The sequence below is a fragment of the Pseudarthrobacter sp. alpha12b genome (assembly GCF_054130495.1).
Map to the genome: position 1 here is coordinate 1,854,134 of NZ_CP196746.1, position 18,335 is coordinate 1,872,468.

Sequence of the window (18,335 nt, forward strand, 5' to 3'; positions counted from 1 at the left end):
TCTAGCCACTCCGGCCGCTGCCGGTGGTAATACAGCCAGGCCCTACTTGAAGCTGGCCCCTACCAGGCCGCGGGTAGCGGCAACGAGCTTCATCGGGTCCGTCGATCCAGCCGGCGGCACGTAGACCGCCATGGACTCGGCGAAGTTCAGGACCATGCCCGTGGTGGTTTCCTTGCCCCCGGCAAGGGCTGCGGCATCGTCGCCAATGCTGAGCTTGTCACCGGCCGCCTTCGGGGTACCTTCGAAGCCGAAGTTGATGCGGCCCAGGACCAGGGCCCCGCCGTCAGAGGTGCGGAAGACCACAGTGCTCTCGGGGACCACCTTGTGGGTGAAGGAGAAGTTGCCGTTCTCGCCGGCCTTGACCACCTCTGCCTGGTAGGACAGGGTATCGGCGATGTACGGCGAGGACTGCCCCTCGGTCAGCTTGTCCTTGAACGGCGAATCCGCTGACGTGAGCCTGTCGGCGAGGCCGGACATTGCTTCCTCACCGCTGTAGAGCAGCCCGGACTTGTCCGACGCCGCCAGGGTTTCGGTGCCCCCGCGGCTGATATTGGGGAACGTGGTGCCCGGCTGCAATGGTGTGGTTTCCATGAGCTTGTAGTTCTCGCGCGGCGACTTCTGGACCAGCGTCAGGATCTGCGGAACCACGTTGCCTTCGCCCTGGGTCACGGCCAGCACCGAACGCGGCCAGTCACGGCCGCTGGTAACCACGGTGGTCAGCAGCTTGGTGGACCGCACGGGCATGCGCGGCTCGTAGGAACCCACCTGGGAGCGGATCTTGTAGTTCTGGGTGCGGATTTCCAGTTCGGGGCCGGCAACGCGGTCCGCGAGCTTGGCCGCGTCCTTGGCTGCGTCCCCGGCATCGGTGGCGCTGGAGACCTGCTCCAGGATCCGGCGGAACTGGGCATCCAGCAGGACAGGTGATCCGGCTGCATCCTTGGCCGGGGACGAGGCGCTGCCCGAAGGCTGCGGGCTGGGGCTGGCCGCCTGGGCGGCGGTGCCGGATCCGGCAAGGACGGCTGCTGCCACACCTGCCGCCACCATCGTGACCTTAGAGGAGGAGGACGACGACGGGGCCTGGCCCTGCGACTTGGCCTTGCGGGCACGGGCGCGGCGGGCGAAGCCGGTGTCGCCGTCACCCTCGCCATTCTTCCGGCGCCCCGAGAGCAGTGCCAGGACGATTCCGCCCAGGATCAGGACGCTGCCCAGGACCATCAGCGGAACAGCCCAGGGGGTGGACGTGTCATTCGGGAACGTCATGGACACGGTGGCCGGTGCCGGCTTGGTGCCGTCGGAGGCGAGCAGGAGGCTCCAGTCGCCGTCGGCGGGCGGGGTCCAGGTGTACTCAAGCTCTCCGCTGGCGTTCTCGTTGGACACCCAAAGGTCCGAACCCGCCGGGTTCGGGGCAGTAGCTTCGCCGTCGGCGTGGTCAATCTGGAGGGACTTCTCGTCCTCGGAGACGCCGGTGATGGTGTTGTGGGCAGTCTGGCCCACCCACGCGCTGACGTCATCCGGCCGGCCCGAGGCCAGCATGAAGTTTCCGTCGCCCTGGATGTTGATCTTGACCGTGCCACCATGCAGGGTGCGCAGCTTCTGGTCAATGACAGTCAGCGGCGCGGCGGCGGCATCGGCCGGCGCGGACGCGGTAAACGTCTCGGATGGAGCCCAGATGGTTCGCTGGCCGATACCGGCCAAAAGTGTCAGGAGGCCGAGCAGCACAAGTGCGGCTGCAGTCTTTAAACGCAAGGGAAACACCTATCATCAGCGGGGGTTTACCTTCAATAGTAACCTTTTTGTTACCACGGGCCCCTTTCGGGCCGGTCCGCCCGCCACTTTGCCTGCCCCCGGGCGGCGCCTTCGGCTCTTGGTGACAAGCCTGCTGATAGTGTTTGCGATGATCATCACACCGGCCCGCGAATGCGGCGCCACGCACGGAACAGGCCCCTAGAACCAGTGACTGACAAGACGGACCCGTCCTCGGCTGCAGCCGGAAATCCAGGGGATCCCAGGGGCCCTGTCCCTGCCGCTGTGCCTCCGCTGGGCATGGCAGCCCGCCGCGGGGGCTCCGCCACTGCAGCCCTTGGCCACGTGGTCCGCCGGCTTCGCCAGCCTCTGCCCGGCGCGCAGCCGCGGCTGCGGTTCGAGATGCCGCCGGAATACACCGGACAGGTCCCGGAGACGGACTACGACGGCGATGAGGAGCCGCAGTTCGGCCACCCCGGGCCCCGGATGTCCCCCCAGCACCCGCTCTACATGGGGTTCATGGGCACCGTGGGCGTGGGTCTTGCGCTGTTGGTCTACTGGATCGGTTCACACACCACGCAACTGCTGCTCTGGATCGTGGCGGCGCTGTTCATCGCCCTGGGCCTTGAACCGGTGGTCGGGTGGCTCGAAAACCGGAAAATCCCCCGGCCCGCCGGAATCCTGGTCTCGGTGGCCGTCCTGATGGGCGCCGTCGTCGGATTCTTCGCCACCCTCATCCCCACGATCGTTGAACAGGTATCCGAAATAGTGCGGCAGGCGCCGGACTGGGTGCGCAACTTCATGGACTCCGATTTCTTCCGCAGCATCGATGACCAGTTCGGCGTGCGCGACCGCATCACCGAGGAACTGAACAAGTTCGTCAACGACCCCGCCGCGATGGGCGGCATTTTCGGCGGTGTGGTGGGCTTTGGATCCACCGTGGCCAACAGCCTCTTTGGTGCCCTGATCGTCCTGGTGCTGAGCCTGTACTTCCTGGCAGCGCTGCCGGCCATGAAGAAGTGGGGCTACCGCCTGGCTCCGCGCTCCCGGCGGAAGCGGGTGGCTGCCCTTTCGGAGGAGATCACGCGCTCGGTGGGAAACTACGTGATCGGCCAGGCGTGCGTGGCCCTGCTCAATGCCACCTTCGCCTTCGTGGTGATGTCCATCGTGGGCATTCCGTTCGCCCTGCTCCTGGCTTTCGTGGTGGTGCTGCTCGCCTTCATCCCCCTGGTGGGCGGGATGATCGCGGGCATCGTGGTAACCCTCGTGTCCCTGACGGAGGGCTGGCAGGTGGCGGCCATCTACGCCGTCTGCTACTTCGCCTACCTGCAGTTCGAGGCGTACTTCATCTCACCGCGCATCATGCAGAAGGCTGTGGCCGTTCCCGGCGCGGTAGCGGTGATTTCCGTCATTGCCGGTGGCAGCCTGCTGGGTGTGCTCGGGGCCCTGATCGCCATACCCACCGCGGCCGCCGTCCTGCTCCTGGTCCGGGAAATCTACATCGTGCGGCAGGACCAGCACTAAGCTCCCGCACCCCCAAGCGGCCCTACGCGCCGGCAGTCGCCGCCGGCCCGTCCCATTCCTGCGGCAGTTCCACTCCAGCGTGGCCGGGACTGACCTGCGCCACGATATCGTTCAGCACCCGGGCGGCGTACTTCTCCCCCACCCACAGGTGTTTGGCCCCGGCCACACCCACCACGCGGGCCTGCGGGACCAGGCTGAAGCGTTGGGCTGCCTCGGCAGGCTGCAGGAAATCATCATGCTCCGGCACCAGGACAGTGAGCGGCTTGCCGGATTCCGCCCACAGCTGCAGGTGCTTGTCCGTGGCCCGGTGCAGCGGGGGCGAGAGCAGCACGGCGCCTTCGATCTGCGCGGCCACCGGCTCCACCGCGCCGTACATCAGCGCCAGTTCGGTCCCGAAGGACCAGCCCACCAGCCAGCGGTTGGGCAGGCCCCGTTCGACGGCGAAGCGGACGGCCGCCTCCACGTCGTAGCGCTCCCCCATGCCTTCCTCGAAGGCACCGCTGCTGGTGCCGCGGGGCGAGGCAGTGCCCCGGGTGTTGAAACGCAGCACTGCGATGCCTGCCAGCGCCGGCAGCCGGTAGGAGGCCTTCCGGAAGACGTGGGAATCCATGAAGCCGCCGTGCGTGGGCAGCGGGTGGAGCGTGATCAGCGTGGCCTTGACCGGACCCGCTTCAGGCAGTGCCAGCTCCCCTACCAGCGTGTGGCCGTCCTCCGTTTGCAGCTCGATGTTCTCGCGCCGGGCAGGCAGGACGGTGGAGGCGCGGATGGGGACAGGGCCCGCGGCCTGGGTGAATTCGTACGACGCCGGATCAAAAGTCATGCCTGCCAGCTTAGCGACAGCTGAGGTTCTTCTGCCCGCGCGGGTCAGCGGTAGCGGTAGCTGCGCGTCATCCAGCAGTTGGTGTGCCAGTGCCGCCGTTCGGCCAGGCCGGCGGCCGCTCCAAAGAGGTGGTCGTCCTTCCACACCACCAGGTGCGCAACACCGGGAAGTACGGCCGTGGAGCATTCCGGGCAGATGTAGGTCTTCTCCGCGTTTTTGGCGGTCATGGTACGGACCATCCACTCGCCGTCGGGGGCGCTTTCCCGGCGGGCGATTCCAGCCCGTGCCCGTTCCAGGTCCAGCTCGGGGATGTCTGCATTCCCTTTCCGCCCGGCGCCCCTGCCGGAAACTGGGCCCTTACCGGAAGCGGGACGGCGGGGACGGTTGGAACGCGGCATGTATCCATTCTGCCCCAGCCGGTCCGCACGGTCCGCCGCCCGGTGGTGCCCTTGCCGCACTGCCCGGCCTCCCGCCGTCGGACATGTCTACCGGGGACCACGCGATAGTCTGTACGGCGTGCGACTCGTCATAGCCCATTGCTCCGTTGATTACGTTGGCCGGCTCAAAGCCCATCTCCCCCTCGCCACCCGGCTCCTGCTGGTGAAGGCGGACGGTTCCGTGCTGGTGCATTCCGACGGCGGTTCCTACAAGCCGCTGAACTGGATGAGCCCCCCGGCCACCCTGCGCGTTTCATCTCCGGACGACGTGGACCTCGAACTGGGCGTGGTGGAGCAGTGGACCGTACAGTCGGCCAAGACCGATGACCGGCTCATCATCAACATCCACGAGAAGGTCAGCGAGTCCTCCCACGACCTCGGCGTTGATCCCGGGCTAATCAAGGACGGCGTGGAAGCGGACCTTCAGCGGCTGCTGGCCGAACAAATTGAAACGCTGGGCCAGGGCTACTCCCTCATCAGGCGCGAGTACTTCACGGCGATCGGCCCCGTGGATATCCTGGCCCGCGACGCCGACGGCGCCACCGTGGCAATCGAACTCAAGCGGCGCGGGGACATCGATGGCGTGGAGCAACTGACCCGGTACCTCGAACTGCTCAACCGCGACCCCCTGCTGGCACCTGTCCGCGGGATCTTTGCCGCCCAGCAAATCAAGCCGCAGGCCAAGGTGCTGGCCAATGACCGCGGGATCGACTGCGTCACCCTGGACTACGACGCCATGCGCGGAGTCGACGACAGCGAGTCCCGGCTCTTCTAGATTTCCCTTTGTTGCTTCGGGCATCTAATTGATCCTTTTCCACACAGCCTTCCGTGTCACCTTGTTTTTACCTAAATTTTTCATTTTTTGCCGTTCGGGCCGTTGACCTGCGGGAACGGGCATGAAATTCTTGTCTCAGTCTTTGTGTAGGTGTTTTTCATGCTCGCAAGACATGTTGCGAGCGCGAAGCTCCTGCAGCGCCGGACCTTTTCAGGCAAGGCAAATCAGGATTCTTCTCGCGGAGTGACCAAGGGCGGCACGCGGTGTGCCGGTCTTAAAAAGTTCCACAATGAGGAGAAATAAATGGCACAGGGAACCGTCAAGTGGTTCAACGCTGAAAAGGGCTTCGGCTTCATCACCCCGGACGACTCCGATGGCGATGTCTTCGTTCACTACTCCGAGATCCAGACCGGCGGCTTCAAGACCCTCGACGAGAACCAGCGCGTTCAGTTCGAAATCGGCCAGGGCGCCAAGGGTCCCCAGGCTACCGGCGTAACTCTGGTCTAGTACCCGCCCGGCCGCTTCACGCGGCTGTCAGCGACAACAAATGGTCCCCGGCACAAACGCCGGGGACCATTTGTTTTGGTAAATATGCACCGTGAATGCGGGTTTATCGTTTACTGCCCTCGATACGGCGGACTATCTGCGCAATTGCCGCCTCAGGTGACCAATTTGCGGACCAGCCGGGCACCTTGTGCCAGGGAAAGCCCGGGCAGGTAGGCGCGGGTCAGCGCCCGGCCAATCGCAGGCAGGTGCAGCGGGTCCTGGTAGTACAGGTAGAGGGCCCGGTACTCCGGCTTGAAGCGGGACTTGAACGCTGCCAGGGAGCGGAAGCCGTACACCGGCTCAAGCGCATGGCCAACCAGATCCAGGATCCGCACGAGGTTCTGCGCGCCCTCATCCGTTGTTGCTGCGTCTTCCTGCCTGCCGTCCTCCTCCGCTGTGTCCCCGGAGACTGTGCCCTCTGGACTTTCTCCCCGGCCGGGATGGCCCTCCGGACGGCTGGCAAGCGGCGAGCCGGACAGGGAGATCATGTCCACGGAATCGCGCAGCTCGAGCACGGCGGAGGCGATCAGGAATTCCATCACTCCCGGAAACCCCTCACTGCCCCGGCGCATGACGTCCAGCGTCCGGCTGACCAGCCGCCCGCCGTCGTACACCGGAAGCCAGCTGGTCACGCCGTGGACCGCCCCGTTTCCGTCCACGGCCAGGCAGCAAAGGACTTCGTCGTCATCGAGCTCGTCCACTCCGCCAAGGGTGAAGCCCATCTCCGGAACGGACTTGCCGGCCGCCCATTCCTCTGACACTTCGTTCAACCGTGACCGGAGTGCTGCCGGCAGCGAATGGTAGGAGCCCCAGACCGCATGGACCCCCAGCTTGGAGGCCCGGTTCAGGGCCGTCCTGACGTTCTGCCATTCCTTGCCCTTGAACTCCAGCTCGTTCAGTGCAAGCCGGGTCTCCTGGGCCACGGCCACCCGGGAGAAGCCACGTTCCCTGAGCGCCGGCCACAGCGTGTCGTCACAGGAATACAGCGCGGGGATCATCGCCTGGCTGCGGCAGTAGTCCAGGAACCCCTCTGTCACGCGCTGCTCTGCCTTGCGCTCACCGAAAGCACCGCCCAGGGTCAGGGCCACCGTCCCGTGCTGCTGGAAGGCGACAGCCCCTGCGCCGTCCGGGCTGAACCAGTACGTGTTGGGCTCCCACAGCGCCATCCAGGACAGTGGGCCACCGCCCTGGTGGAGCAGGTGCCGGGCCCGGTCCCGGTCCTGCCGCCCGAAGTTCAGGCCGTGGTTCCGGCCCACGAGCACCCACCACACTGCCACCAGGGCCACGAGCCAGAACACCGGACCCGAGTAGGCGAACAGCAGGGCTTCGGCGCTGTCCTGCTCCGGGAAGACCCGGCGGAAATGCTGCGGAATGGGCACCGGAACGTACTGCCGGGCCAACTCCGCGAAAAGGCCCAGCAGCCCGCCGTCACGGGCCAGCCCGCCGGACCAGAACCAGGCCACGGTATAGGAACTGGCCAGGGCAAGCCATGTTCCGCAGACCACGGTTCCGAGGGCGCGTCGGGCGCCGGGGCGGGTCTGCACCCGGAACTGCCGGCGGTTGAGCCACAGGACCACCGCCAGCAGCAGCGGGACAACCACAAGAGGAAGCACATGGGCGAACGCCGAGGACAGCGGCGTTGCGTGCGTTCCCTGCAGGCGCGAGGGAACGAGGGCGAACAGGGCAAGGTAGACCGCCGCCAGTGCCGTGACGGCCAGCTGAATGGCCAGGGCAATATTGAGCGCCAGGCGGCGGCCCCGGCGCATTCCATCCGCGCAGATCAGCAACAGGATGACCGGCACCACTGCCAGCGCCAACCCGAACGGTCCGGCAAACCCTGCCCGTCCGGTTTCCAGGCAGGAGGCGTCAACGGTGGCGCCGCAGTTGAAGACGAGTTGGCTGAGCGTGGGCATCGGACTCAGCACCACGTCGCGCAGCAGGGCCAGCGGGCCCGTGGGTGCGCGCGTTATTCCGGTCAGGATGGGGCCTACGGCAAACACGGCAACGGTCAGGGCCAGGAGGTTCCTGGTCTCGCGCCCGGTGGACCGGTGGCGGTGGAGCCGCCCCTGGTCGCCCTGGATCCACCAGCCCGCAAGGAGGCCAAGGAGGGCACCGATGAGGCCGATGATGGTTTCGGCGTGTCCCACGTAGAGGACCAGCAGGATCGAGATGGACAGCACCGCGGTGCGGAGCCGGCGCTGCCACAGCAGCGTGATCCGGGCACTGGCGGCCAGGCCCGCCGTCAGCACCGGGGCGTAGGGGCCGATGAGGCTGTCCTTGGCCATCCGGTCCAGCCAGCCGTCACCCACATACCCGGCCAGCTGCGTCACCAGCAGGAACACGGTGACGGCAGCGAACTGGCCGCCAAAGAACAGTCCGACGGCGGCCCGCCGGCCAAGCTTGCGCTCTGCGAGTCCGAGCAGCAGGACGATCATCAGTGACGCCGTGAGGTAGGCCAGCGGGTTTGTGGCGAAGAAAAGGCTGGTGAACAGCGACCACCACTGCCCGTCCCGCAGGCCGGGACCGCTCACAGAGGCAAGTCCCAGGAGCCGCTCCGGCGGCCCGTCCAGGAAGCTTCCCGTCAGGGCAGCGGCAGCCAGGAAGGCAATAACCACGCCCAGGGTGAAGGGCATGGACTTCAGCGTTCCCAGAGCCTGCTGCACAGCCGGGCGCCCGACGGCGGCCCACATCAGGACGACCGTGCGGTCCGGTTTCCCTGTGCTCACCACTGCAGGCCCCACTGATTGCCGAGGAACTGCAGTGCATCCGCGAAACGCTTGGAAGACGTATCCCAGGAGTGGCCGGTGTGCTCCACCACTTGTGCCTGCACCGTGAAGCCCGCATTCTCTGCCGCCGCGGCCAATGTACGGAGGTTCCCCACGAACTCCGGATCGTTCTGGCCTGCAGTGAGGTACATGCCGCTGGAGTCAAACCGTTGGTGTTTCATGATCTCCAGTGGAGTCTGCTTGGTGAATTCTTCAGGGTTTCCGGGGAAGGCAGCGTCAATGGTCTTTTGCCGCTCCTTGGCAATGGCGGGTTCGGCCTCGCTGGAGAATGCCAGCACGTCAGCGTAGATGTCGGGATGCCGCGTGCCCATCTGCACTGCGCAGGTGCCGCCGAAGGAGAAGCCGCCCACGGCCCAGTGGCTGTGGTTGGTATCCACCGCCAGTGTGGAACTGATCCAGCGCGGTACGTCCTGCGAAAGGTAGGTGTCTGCCTTGGCGATGCGGCTGTCCATGCACATGGTGTTGGCGGACTGGGATCCGTTGGGGTCAGGAATGACCACTACCGGGGACACTCCGCCGTGTGCGGCGGCGAAGGAATCCATATGGCCGCGGATTGCGCCGCCGGTAAGCCAGTCTGCCGGGCCGCCGGGCTGGCCGGCAACCAGGACCAGCACCGGCAACGCAGGCCGGTTGGCAGCAAAGTAAGCCGGTGGAAGGTAGATAAAAGCGTCCCGCGTGGTCATTCCGGACACCGGTCCCGGGATTGCGGACTTTCGCAGGACGCCTCCGGCCGGCAACTCCCCGTCCGGCTTCCAGCCCTGAAGCGGTACGCCGTCGGATTCTCCTGGGTGCCGCATGGCGTCCTGCTCAAGCACTGGTATCCGGGCCAGGGCCGTTCCCAGCAGGTCGCTTACTGTCCTGTTCAGGCCAAAATAGGCGTTGATCTGGATCGCCGACAGCAGTACCACCAGGAGTGCGGCAAGGATCCCTCCCCCGCGTCCGCGCCAGCTGGTCCTGGGCAGCCGGAGCAGGCCCAGGATCAGGGCCGCAACACCGGGCACCAGCCACAGCAGGACCGGATCCGGCAGGTCCTCAGGGAAGACAGTGAAGATATTGATCAGGGCCCAGTGGACCGTAGCCACCAGGGCAAAGGCTGCGGCCGCTGCAGCCAGGATGCGCACCGCCCATGTGCGCGCCCGTTGCATGGGAATCATGGAGGCACGCCAGGGCGGCACCAGGAGGTAGGCTGCGCCGCCCACTCCCAATACCAGGACAGTCCCATACAGTGGACCGTCCGTGAGCCGGATGTCTGAAAGCCAGTCCACGTTGGCTAGCGCCAGGTCCCCACGCCAATGACCGGACCAGCTTCCAGCCAGGATGACAGACCCGTGTACGCGTCGAATTTCATCGCGAAGTGCAGGTCCTGTCCCTCGTACCGGAGTTCGACGATCACCACATCCGGCTGGACCTTTACGGCCTCGGCTTCGGTGGGCTTCCGGCGGCCCACCAGCTCCAGGGAACTGCGCTTGAACGTGTACTTGGGGCGGACGCTCAGGGAGATGAGCCTGAACCATTCGAGGTCGTTGTCCTGATAACGACAAACCCCCATCTGCCAGCTGTTCCCAGCTACGCAAATGGAGGCGTCCACCGTGCCGAGGGCACGCCGCAGGTTAAAGCGGCGCACCCCCGAAAGGCACAGTGCAAAAATCAGCAATCCGAACGCGATTGCCAGTGCGATGAACGAAATACCCGGTGCGTCCATCAAGGTCGTGCTAGCGGATCCCAGCGGTAGCCGAGCCGCCCAGCTGGGCGTTGTCAGCAACGATCACCACGCGGTTGTTGTCAACGGAGAAGAATCCACCGTCCACGTCTACCGCAATACGGTCCCCGGTTACCGGCTGGATTGCCAGTTCACCCTCGGCCAGGATCGCCAGCAGGGGCGAGTGGCCGGGCAGGATTCCGATTTCACCATCGCTGGTGCGGGCCTTGACCATCTTGGCCGCTCCGGACCACACGAAGTGGTCCGCTGCGACAATCTCAACCTCAAGCTCAGCCATATTACTTGGTCTGTTCCTGGATCTTGGCCCACTGGCGCTCAACGTCATCGAGGCCGCCGACGTTGAAGAACGCCTGCTCCGCGATGTGGTCAAGTTCGCCGTCGCAGATTGCCGAGAAGCCTTCAACGGTGTCCTTGATGGAAACCGTGGAGCCCTCGACGCCGGTGAACTGCTTGGCGGTGTAGGTGTTCTGGGACAGGAACTGCTGGATGCGGCGTGCACGCGACACGACGATCTTGTCCTCTTCGGAGAGTTCATCGACACCGAGGATGGCGATGATGTCCTGGAGTTCCTTGTTCTTCTGCAGGATCTGCTTCACACGGACGGCCGTGTTGTAGTGGTCCTGTCCGATGTACTGGGGGTCCAGGATACGTGAGGTGGACGTCAGCGGGTCAACGGCCGGGTACAGACCACGGGAGGCGATTTCACGGGAAAGTTCCGTGGTCGCATCGAGGTGGGCAAACGTCGTGGCCGGAGCCGGGTCGGTGTAGTCATCTGCGGGAACGTAGATGGCCTGCATCGAGGTGATGGAGTGGCCCTTGGTGGAGGTGATGCGCTCCTGAAGGAGGCCCATCTCATCCGCCAGGTTGGGCTGGTAGCCCACGGCCGAAGGCATGCGGCCCAGCAGGGTCGAGACCTCGGAGCCGGCCTGGGTGAAGCGGAAAATGTTGTCGATGAAGAGCAGCACGTCCTGGTTCTGCACATCGCGGAAGTACTCCGCCATGGTCAGTGCGGACAGGGCCACGCGCAGACGCGTTCCCGGCGGCTCGTCCATCTGGCCGAAGACAAGGGCCGTGTCCTTGAGGACGCCTGCCTCTTCCATTTCAACCCAGAGGTCGTTACCTTCACGCGTACGCTCGCCCACACCGGCGAAGACCGAGGTACCGCCGAAGTTGCGTGCAACACGGGTGATCATTTCCTGGATCAGAACAGTCTTGCCCACGCCGGCACCGCCGAACAGGCCGATCTTTCCACCCTTGATGTAGGGGGTGAGGAGGTCGATGACCTTGATGCCGGTTTCCAGCATCTCGGTGGAGCCTTCGAGCGAAGCGAAGCTCGGTGCCTTGCGGTGGATGGGCCAGCGTTCGCTGATCTCCAGCTCCGACTCGGCAACATCCAGGGGCTGGCCCAGGACGTTGAAGATGTGGCCCTTGACGCCGTCGCCAACCGGGACGGAAATCGGGGCACCGGTGTCCACCACGTTGGTGCCGCGGACAAGGCCGTCGGTCGCCTGCAGCGAAATCGCGCGGATGAGGTTGTCGCCGAGGTGCAGCGCAACTTCGAAGGTGATGGTCTTGGTTTCACCGTTGAGAGTAATCTCGGTGGTGAGGGCGTTGTAGATTGACGGGATTGCGTCAGCCGGGAATTCGACGTCGACAACCGGGCCGATTACGCGCGCAATACGGCCGGTTGCACCGGACGTTGCGGCTACGTGTTCGGTAGCAGTGGCAGTCATCTCTCTCACTTCATTCAGTAGATGGCGTGGGGTTAAGTCTATCTGTGGTGGTGCTGGTTACGCGGAACCGAGGCAGTGGAGGCTACGACGCGAGGGCGTCGGCACCGGCAACAATCTCGGAAAGTTCCTGCGTAATTTCCGCCTGGCGGGCCGTGTTGCGCAGACGCGTGTACTTCTTGATCAGGTCCGTCGCATTGTCGCCTGCGGACTTCATCGCCCGCTGGCGGGCGGCGAGCTCGGAAGCTGCTGCCTGCAACATGGCTGCGAAGATACGGGATTCGATATAGCGCGGGAGCAGGGCGTCAAGGACACGCTCCGTTTCCGGCTCGAACTCGTACAGCGGCAGGAGATCCGATTCGGACGCGGCATGCTCCTCCACAACTTCAAGCGGGAGCAGGCGGATGACGGTCGGCTCCTGGGTGACCATGGACTTGAAGCGGGTGTAGACAACGTGGATTTCGTCCACGCCGCCCTCTTCGAAGTCAGTTGCGAATTCTGCCAGCAGCGCTTCGCCGATCTCACGGGCGGTTGCGAACTCGGGCGCGTCCGTGCCTCCGGTCCAGACACGCGTGTACTCGCGGTTCCGGAAGTCGAAGTAGGCCTGGGCTTTGCGGCCCACGAGGTAGGTTTTTACTTCCTTGCCTTCGGCGTGGAGCAGCTCGTTGAGACCTTCCGCCTGCTTGAGGACGCTGGCGGAGTAGGAACCTGCCAAACCGCGGTCCGAGGTGATTACCAGGACTGCGGCGCGGCGGATCTGCTCCGGCTCAGTGGTCAGCGGGTGGTCGATTTCGCTTTGGCTGGCGACAGCAGAAACGGCGCGCGTGATCGCGTTCGCGTAAGGCAGTGAAGCTGCTACGCGCGCACGGGCCTTCCCGATGCGCGAGGTAGCGATCAGTTCCATCGCCTTGAAGATCTTGCGCATCGACGTCGTCGAGCTGATCTTCTGGCGGTAGACCCGGATCTGGGCTCCCATACTTATCCTTTCCTAACATTCCGTAGCCGGGTGTGCCGGGCCATTTGGCCCGGCACACCCGGATAAAGCGGAACTAGCGCTTCTGCTTGACGATCTTTTCCTGGTCGACTTCGCCCTCGGAGATGGCGTCATGCTCCTCGTGGCCGGCTCCTACCAGGTGGTTGTCACCCTCACCGAAGAAACCCTTTTTGAAGTCGACGATCGAGGACTTCAAGGCCGCAGCGGTGTCGTCGTCCAGCACGTTGGTCTGGGCCAGCGTGGTGAGGATCGAAGACTTGTGGCGCAGGTGCTCCAGGAACTCGGCCTCGAAGCGGCTGATGTCCTCTACCGGGACGTCGTCCAGGTAGCCGTTGGTGCCGGCCCAGATGGACACAACCTGGTCCTCCACCGGGAACGGCGAGTACTGGCCCTGCTTGAGCAGTTCCATCAGGCGGGCACCGCGGGTCAGCTGCTGGCGGGATGCTGCGTCCAGGTCGGATGCGAACATCGCGAACGCCTGCATGTCGCGGTACTGGGCGAGGTCCAGCTTCAAGGTACCGGAGACCTTCTTCATGGACTTTACCTGGGCGGCACCGCCAACGCGGGACACCGAGACACCCACGTCAACAGCGGGGCGCTGGTTGGCGTTGAAGAGGTCGGACTGCAGGAAGATCTGGCCGTCGGTGATGGAGATGACGTTGGTCGGGATGTAGGCGGACACGTCGTTCGCCTTGGTCTCGATCAGCGGCAGGCCCGTCATGGAACCGGCACCGAGCTCGTCGGAGAGCTTGGCACAACGCTCCAGCAGGCGGGAGTGCAGGTAGAAGACGTCGCCCGGGTAGGCTTCGCGTCCCGGCGGGCGGCGCAGCAGCAGCGACACGGCGCGGTAGGCTTCGGCCTGCTTGGACAGGTCATCGAACACGATGAGGACGTGCTTGCCGCCGTACATCCAGTGCTGGCCGATGGCCGAGCCTGCGTACGGAGCCAGGTACTTGAAGCCTGCGGGGTCAGAGGCGGGAGAAGCCACGATGGTGGTGTACTCCAGCGCGCCGTTGTCCTCGAGGGTCTGGCGGATGGCGGCGATGGTGGACGCCTTCTGCCCGATGGCCACGTAGATGCAGCGGACCTGCTTGGTCACATCGCCCGAAGCCCAGTTGGCCTTCTGGTTGATGATCGTGTCGATGGCGATGGCGGACTTACCGGTCTGGCGGTCACCAATGATGAGCTGGCGCTGGCCGCGGCCGATCGGGATCATGGCGTCGATCGCCTTGAGGCCGGTCTGCATCGGTTCGTGCACAGACTTGCGCTGGGTCACGCCGGGAGCCTGGAGCTCCAGGGCGCGGGTGGTCTCGGCCTTGATCTCGCCGAGGTCGTCGATGGGCATGCCCAAGGGGTCGACGACGCGGCCCAGGAAGGCGTCGCCCACGGGGACGGACAGAACCTGTCCGGTGCGGTGCACTTCCTGGCCTTCTTCGATCCCGGTGAAGTCACCGAGGACGATGACTCCGATTTCGCGGACGTCGAGGTTCTGGGCGAGGCCCAGGGTGCCGTCCTCAAAACGAAGCAGCTCGTTCGCCATGACCGAGGGAAGGCCCTCAACACGGGCGATGCCGTCACCAGCGGTGGTTACGCGGCCGACCTCTACGCGCTCTGCGTTTCCGGGTTCGTAGGACGCCGCGAACTCGTTCAGCGCATTACGGACGTCGTCGGCGTTGATGGTCAATTCGGCCATCTGCAGTCCCTGCTCTCCTGTTTGTGGTCACCGCAATCGGTGACCTGGGTTTCTATCAGTTTGTTGTGCTTGTCCGGCTAACCGGCCAGCTGGCGTTGCAGTTCGCCCAGCTTGGTGAGAACCGAAGCGTCAAGCACTTCGTCACCGACCTGGACGCGGATGCCGCCAATGAGTGCCGGGTCAACATTGACGTTGACCTTCAGTTCCCGTCCGTACAGGGCATTTAGGCCGGCCTGCAGGCGGGCAAGCTGCGTCTGGGTCAAAGGACGGGTCACGCTGACCGTTGCAATCCAGCGCTGCTGCCGCTTGGCTGCCAGCTCGGCGAACCGCTGCACAAGCCGGGTGGGCTTGATGCCACGGGGCTGGGTCACAGCCTGTGCAATGAGGACTTTGGCTTCCTCACTGGCAGCTGGCACAAGCTTCTCGGCAAGCGCAACCTGGGCTGCACTGCTGGCCTGTGGTTCGGACAGAGCACGTTGTACCTCGTGGCTGGAGGCAACAGCCTGGTTGAAGGAGAACAGATCGTTCTCCAGCTCTTCCAGGCCAGTGATTCCGGAGGCAGAAACGGCCGACTTGTTTTCGGCAACGGAAATGACCACCGTTGCGGCAAGAGTCTCGAGTGCATCGCCGATATCACGGGCGTTTGCCCAGCGTGAGCTGGCCAGTCCGCCTGCGATGTCTGCAGCATCAGCGGAGACTTTCCCGCCAACCAGCTGCTTGACCAGCGCCGACTTTTCGTCACCGTTGCGGGACGGGTCAGTCAGGGCGCGGCGCAAGCCAGCCGAGCTGTCCACCATTCCCAGAATTCCGAAGAGTTCCTTTGCCAGCTGCAGCGACGCCGTCGGAAGCTTTGCTTCCAACTCCGCCAGCGCTGTTGCCAGCGATTCGCTCGATACGCCTGCCATTACTTAGCTGCACCTGCGTTCTGGGACTCCAGATCTGCCAGGAAGCGGTCCACTACCCGCCCTGCGCGTGCGTCGTCGTCGAGGGACTCGCCCACGATGCGACCGGCAAGGGTGGTGGCCAGGGTGCCTACCTCAGAGCGCAGCGACACAACGGCCGCCTGGCGCTCGGATTCGATCTGTGCGTGGGCCTGTGCGGTGATGCGGGCAGACTCTGCTGCCGCCTTCTCCTTGAGATCCGCGAGGATCTGAGCACCTTCGGCGCGGGCTTCCTCACGGATGCGGTTGGCTTCGGTGCGGGCGTCGGTCAGCTGCTGCTTGTACTCTTCGAGTGCAGCAGACGCCTCAGCCTGGGCCTTTTCAGCCTTGGCGATGCCGCCTTCGATGGCCTCGGCACGCTCTGCGAAGGTCTTCTCGAACATCGGGACAACAAACTTGACCACGATGAAGAAGAGGATGGCAAAGCCCACGAAGACAACCAGCATTTCCCAGCCATTGGGAATAAGTGGGTTGACGTCGCCTTCAGCGGCGGCTGAGATGATCAGCTGATGCATATTTCACCCGTCCTTATCTACTCGGTTCTGAATGTTCGCTGAAGTTCTGAAGGTTTACTTGAGAACGAAAGCGAAGACCAGGCCCAGGATGGCGAGTGCTTCGGTCAGCGCCAGGCCAAGGAATGCGATCGGCTGCAGGACGCGCTGGGCTTCCGGCTGGCGTGCAACGCCGTTGATGTAGGCAGCGAACACGAGACCCACACCGATACCACCGCCGATAGCCGAGAGGCCATAGCCGATGAGGTTGAGGGAGCCGTTGATGGAGCCTTCCATTTTTTTTCCTTTCAAGATGCCACTTGTGTGGCAGGTTGTTTGGGTTGCTTCATCCCCGCAAGGGGAAGACTGTGGTGTGCCGTCGGAGCGTCCTGCCCCGGGCGACGTGCCTAGTGGCTGTCGGCGTGCAGGGCGCCTTCGATGTAGATCGCGGTCAGCAGCGTAAAGACGTAGGCCTGCAGGACCATGATCAGGGCCTCGAGCATGTACATGGCGATGGCACCTGCAAGGACCAGGACGGAGGTTCCCTTCAGCAGGAAGTTCTCCTGCATGATGAGGTACTCAATGCCGGAACCGGCGATCATCACGATCAGGTGGCCGGCGAGCATGGTCGCGAACAGACGGAGGCTGTGCGTGACGGGCCGGACAACGAAGTTGGAGATGATTTCGATCGGAATAACGATCGGCAGGATGTACCACGGAACGCCCGATGGGACGGTGGCCAGCTTGAAGTACCGCAGGCCGTTCTTCTTGACGCCGATGGCGATCCAGGTGATGTACACCAGGCCGGCCAGCACGTACGCTCCACCCACGTGCGAGAACGTGGGGAGCTGGAACACCGGGATGGCGCCGTAGATGTTGTTGACCAGGATGAAGAAGAACAGGCTGAACAGCAGGGGGACGTACTTGATGAAGTCCCTGCCGCCGATGATGTCCTTGGCAATGCCGTTGCGGACAAAACCGTAAGCGGCTTCGCCGGCGAACTGGAGCTTGCCGGGTACCAGCTGCTGCTTGCGTGCGGCGAGCACGAAGAAGACTGCGATAAAGACGACAGAGAGGAGGACAAGCAGCATCTGCTTGGAAAATCCTTCTGCGGCACCCCACGGCAGAATTGCCGGCAAATGCATTTCGTTAATACCAGGAGGAGTGAACTCTCCTGAATCTTGGGCCGGGAGCGCAAGCGCGATCAACGCGTTTCCTCTCTGCAGTGTCCATCATTGGGCGTTGGGCGGGGTCCGGCAGCGTGACAGCCTGCTGTTCCCCCTGTGAAATTATTTGGCATTATCTTCTCCGTCCTGGGACGGTGCGCTGGGAGCATGGCGCCCATCAGCATGTTTGCGGGAACTGGTGAGGCCGTGCATGTGGGAAAGGTAGAAACCTCCGACGGCTCCAAGCAGAGCGCCTGCGAGCACAATCCAGCGCGTTCCCCACAGATAATCCAGTCCCCACCCTATCAAACTCCAGACGATGATTCCGCCAATGATGTAGCTGAATACAGCCATTCCAGCGTTGTAGCCGCCATCGTTGGATGCGTCGGAAGCAACCGGCGCGGAGCCGTGGGAGCCGCGTTTGCCGTGGGCGGCGCCTGCCGCTTTTTTCGGATCACGCATCGGTTGCTCCCCTGTCTTCTGGATCGTTGTAGATCTGGAGGCGGGCCCTGCTGAATCCATGGATCTCCGCTGCCTGCCAAAGGACGACGGCCACTACAGCGCCAATGACGAACCAACGGCCGTGAAGCCATTCCGGAGCGCCGATGACGAACAGGACCACCGCGAAGCCAACTACCTTGATGAAGTAGGTGGCCACGAACACCCCAATCGCACCGGAGGGGTTGCGGCGACCCACGAAGTGCCCGACGAGGAGGCTGATGCCAAAGAACAGCATCACCAGCAGGCCGCCAAGGAAGCTGGATACTGCCCCGGTTGCCCCGTTGAGGAGGCTGGCCGGGACTGCACACAGCACAAGTCCGGCCGTGGCGGCAATCGAACTGCGCTTAAGCAGGTTCAGCCAGAGCGAACGGGTGGGACCTGACGTACCAACGGGTCCATTGCCGGAGGCAGGTCCGGACTCGGCGTTGGAGGTCATGCGATCCAATCGTCGGCACCACATGGCAGATC

Annotated in this window: 19 protein-coding genes; 3 read left to right on the top strand and 16 right to left on the bottom strand. The window is 64.1% G+C overall.

Going from position 1 to position 18,335, the window contains the following annotated elements; genetic code table 11:
• Window positions 1-42: 42 nt before the first annotated feature.
• On the bottom strand, window positions 43-1,719 hold the full coding sequence (locus tag ACTAQI_RS08450) for a hypothetical protein (protein WP_457951020.1): 1,677 nt from the start codon (window positions 1,717-1,719) through the stop codon (window positions 43-45).
• 234 nt (window positions 1,720-1,953) lie between these two features.
• Here ACTAQI_RS08450 and ACTAQI_RS08455 point away from each other — a divergent pair, with 234 nt between their 5' ends.
• A complete protein-coding gene (locus ACTAQI_RS08455; protein WP_457950579.1) occupies window positions 1,954-3,267 on the top strand; it encodes an AI-2E family transporter in 1,314 nt (437 codons plus the stop codon).
• A 22-nt stretch (window positions 3,268-3,289) separates the two neighbouring features.
• Here ACTAQI_RS08455 and ACTAQI_RS08460 read toward each other — a convergent pair whose 3' ends face one another.
• Both ACTAQI_RS08460 and ACTAQI_RS08465 read right to left on the bottom strand, forming a co-directional pair.
• Window positions 3,290-4,087, bottom strand: coding sequence for an alpha/beta hydrolase (locus ACTAQI_RS08460; RefSeq protein ID WP_457950580.1), 798 nt, complete (start codon window positions 4,085-4,087; stop codon window positions 3,290-3,292).
• A 44-nt stretch (window positions 4,088-4,131) separates the two neighbouring features.
• Window positions 4,132-4,485: an ATP/GTP-binding protein gene (locus ACTAQI_RS08465; RefSeq protein WP_457950581.1), complete on the bottom strand. Its 354-nt coding sequence runs from the start codon at window positions 4,483-4,485 to the stop codon at window positions 4,132-4,134.
• Window positions 4,486-4,603: 118 nt separating this feature from the next.
• Between ACTAQI_RS08465 and nucS the strand changes: the two genes are divergently transcribed.
• A complete protein-coding gene (nucS, locus tag ACTAQI_RS08470) occupies window positions 4,604-5,299 on the top strand; it encodes an endonuclease NucS (protein ID WP_457950582.1) in 696 nt (231 codons plus the stop codon).
• Between the two features lie 303 nt (window positions 5,300-5,602).
• Entirely contained in the window at window positions 5,603-5,806 is a 204-nt protein-coding gene (locus ACTAQI_RS08475; RefSeq protein ID WP_011692441.1) for a cold-shock protein, read from the top strand.
• 152 nt (window positions 5,807-5,958) lie between these two features.
• On the opposite strand, the gene ACTAQI_RS08480 is transcribed toward ACTAQI_RS08475, so the two are convergent.
• From ACTAQI_RS08480 to ACTAQI_RS08540, 13 genes are all read right to left on the bottom strand, one after another.
• The gene (locus tag ACTAQI_RS08480; protein WP_457951021.1) at window positions 5,959-8,535 is read right to left on the bottom strand and encodes a phosphatidylglycerol lysyltransferase domain-containing protein; all 2,577 of its coding nucleotides are present in this window, start codon (window positions 8,533-8,535) and stop codon (window positions 5,959-5,961) included.
• Between the two features lie 32 nt (window positions 8,536-8,567).
• Window positions 8,568-9,896: an alpha/beta hydrolase gene (locus tag ACTAQI_RS08485; RefSeq protein WP_457950583.1), complete on the bottom strand. Its 1,329-nt coding sequence runs from the start codon at window positions 9,894-9,896 to the stop codon at window positions 8,568-8,570.
• 5 nt (window positions 9,897-9,901) lie between these two features.
• Window positions 9,902-10,333, bottom strand: coding sequence for a DUF2550 domain-containing protein (locus tag ACTAQI_RS08490; protein ID WP_457950584.1), 432 nt, complete (start codon window positions 10,331-10,333; stop codon window positions 9,902-9,904).
• Window positions 10,334-10,343: 10 nt separating this feature from the next.
• The gene (locus ACTAQI_RS08495; RefSeq protein WP_050686789.1) at window positions 10,344-10,628 is read right to left on the bottom strand and encodes a F0F1 ATP synthase subunit epsilon; all 285 of its coding nucleotides are present in this window, start codon (window positions 10,626-10,628) and stop codon (window positions 10,344-10,346) included.
• Window position 10,629: 1 nt separating this feature from the next.
• Window positions 10,630-12,084, bottom strand: a complete 1,455-nt coding sequence (atpD, locus tag ACTAQI_RS08500) for a F0F1 ATP synthase subunit beta (RefSeq protein WP_457950585.1) — start codon at window positions 12,082-12,084, stop codon at window positions 10,630-10,632.
• 82 nt (window positions 12,085-12,166) lie between these two features.
• Window positions 12,167-13,057: a F0F1 ATP synthase subunit gamma gene (locus tag ACTAQI_RS08505; RefSeq protein WP_457950586.1), complete on the bottom strand. Its 891-nt coding sequence runs from the start codon at window positions 13,055-13,057 to the stop codon at window positions 12,167-12,169.
• A gap of 73 nt (window positions 13,058-13,130) precedes the next feature.
• Entirely contained in the window at window positions 13,131-14,768 is a 1,638-nt protein-coding gene (gene atpA / locus ACTAQI_RS08510) for a F0F1 ATP synthase subunit alpha (protein ID WP_457950587.1), read from the bottom strand.
• 77 nt (window positions 14,769-14,845) lie between these two features.
• Entirely contained in the window at window positions 14,846-15,673 is an 828-nt protein-coding gene (locus ACTAQI_RS08515; protein ID WP_457950588.1) for a F0F1 ATP synthase subunit delta, read from the bottom strand.
• Window positions 15,673-16,224 (bottom strand): F0F1 ATP synthase subunit B, encoded by a 552-nt coding sequence (locus ACTAQI_RS08520; protein ID WP_457950589.1) that lies wholly within the window; start codon window positions 16,222-16,224, stop codon window positions 15,673-15,675. Before ACTAQI_RS08520 ends, ACTAQI_RS08515 begins: the two co-directional genes overlap by 1 nt.
• A gap of 54 nt (window positions 16,225-16,278) precedes the next feature.
• Complete coding sequence (gene atpE / locus ACTAQI_RS08525; RefSeq protein ID WP_003804776.1) at window positions 16,279-16,497, bottom strand: ATP synthase F0 subunit C; 219 nt, start codon at window positions 16,495-16,497, stop codon at window positions 16,279-16,281.
• A 110-nt stretch (window positions 16,498-16,607) separates the two neighbouring features.
• Window positions 16,608-17,408 (bottom strand): F0F1 ATP synthase subunit A, encoded by an 801-nt coding sequence (gene atpB / locus ACTAQI_RS08530; RefSeq protein ID WP_457950590.1) that lies wholly within the window; start codon window positions 17,406-17,408, stop codon window positions 16,608-16,610.
• An 81-nt stretch (window positions 17,409-17,489) separates the two neighbouring features.
• On the bottom strand, window positions 17,490-17,828 hold the full coding sequence (locus ACTAQI_RS08535) for an AtpZ/AtpI family protein (RefSeq protein WP_457950591.1): 339 nt from the start codon (window positions 17,826-17,828) through the stop codon (window positions 17,490-17,492).
• Window positions 17,821-18,303, bottom strand: coding sequence for a hypothetical protein (locus tag ACTAQI_RS08540; RefSeq protein ID WP_457950592.1), 483 nt, complete (start codon window positions 18,301-18,303; stop codon window positions 17,821-17,823). The genes ACTAQI_RS08535 and ACTAQI_RS08540 overlap by 8 nt, the downstream gene beginning before the upstream one ends.
• Window positions 18,304-18,335: the final 32 nt, after the last annotated feature.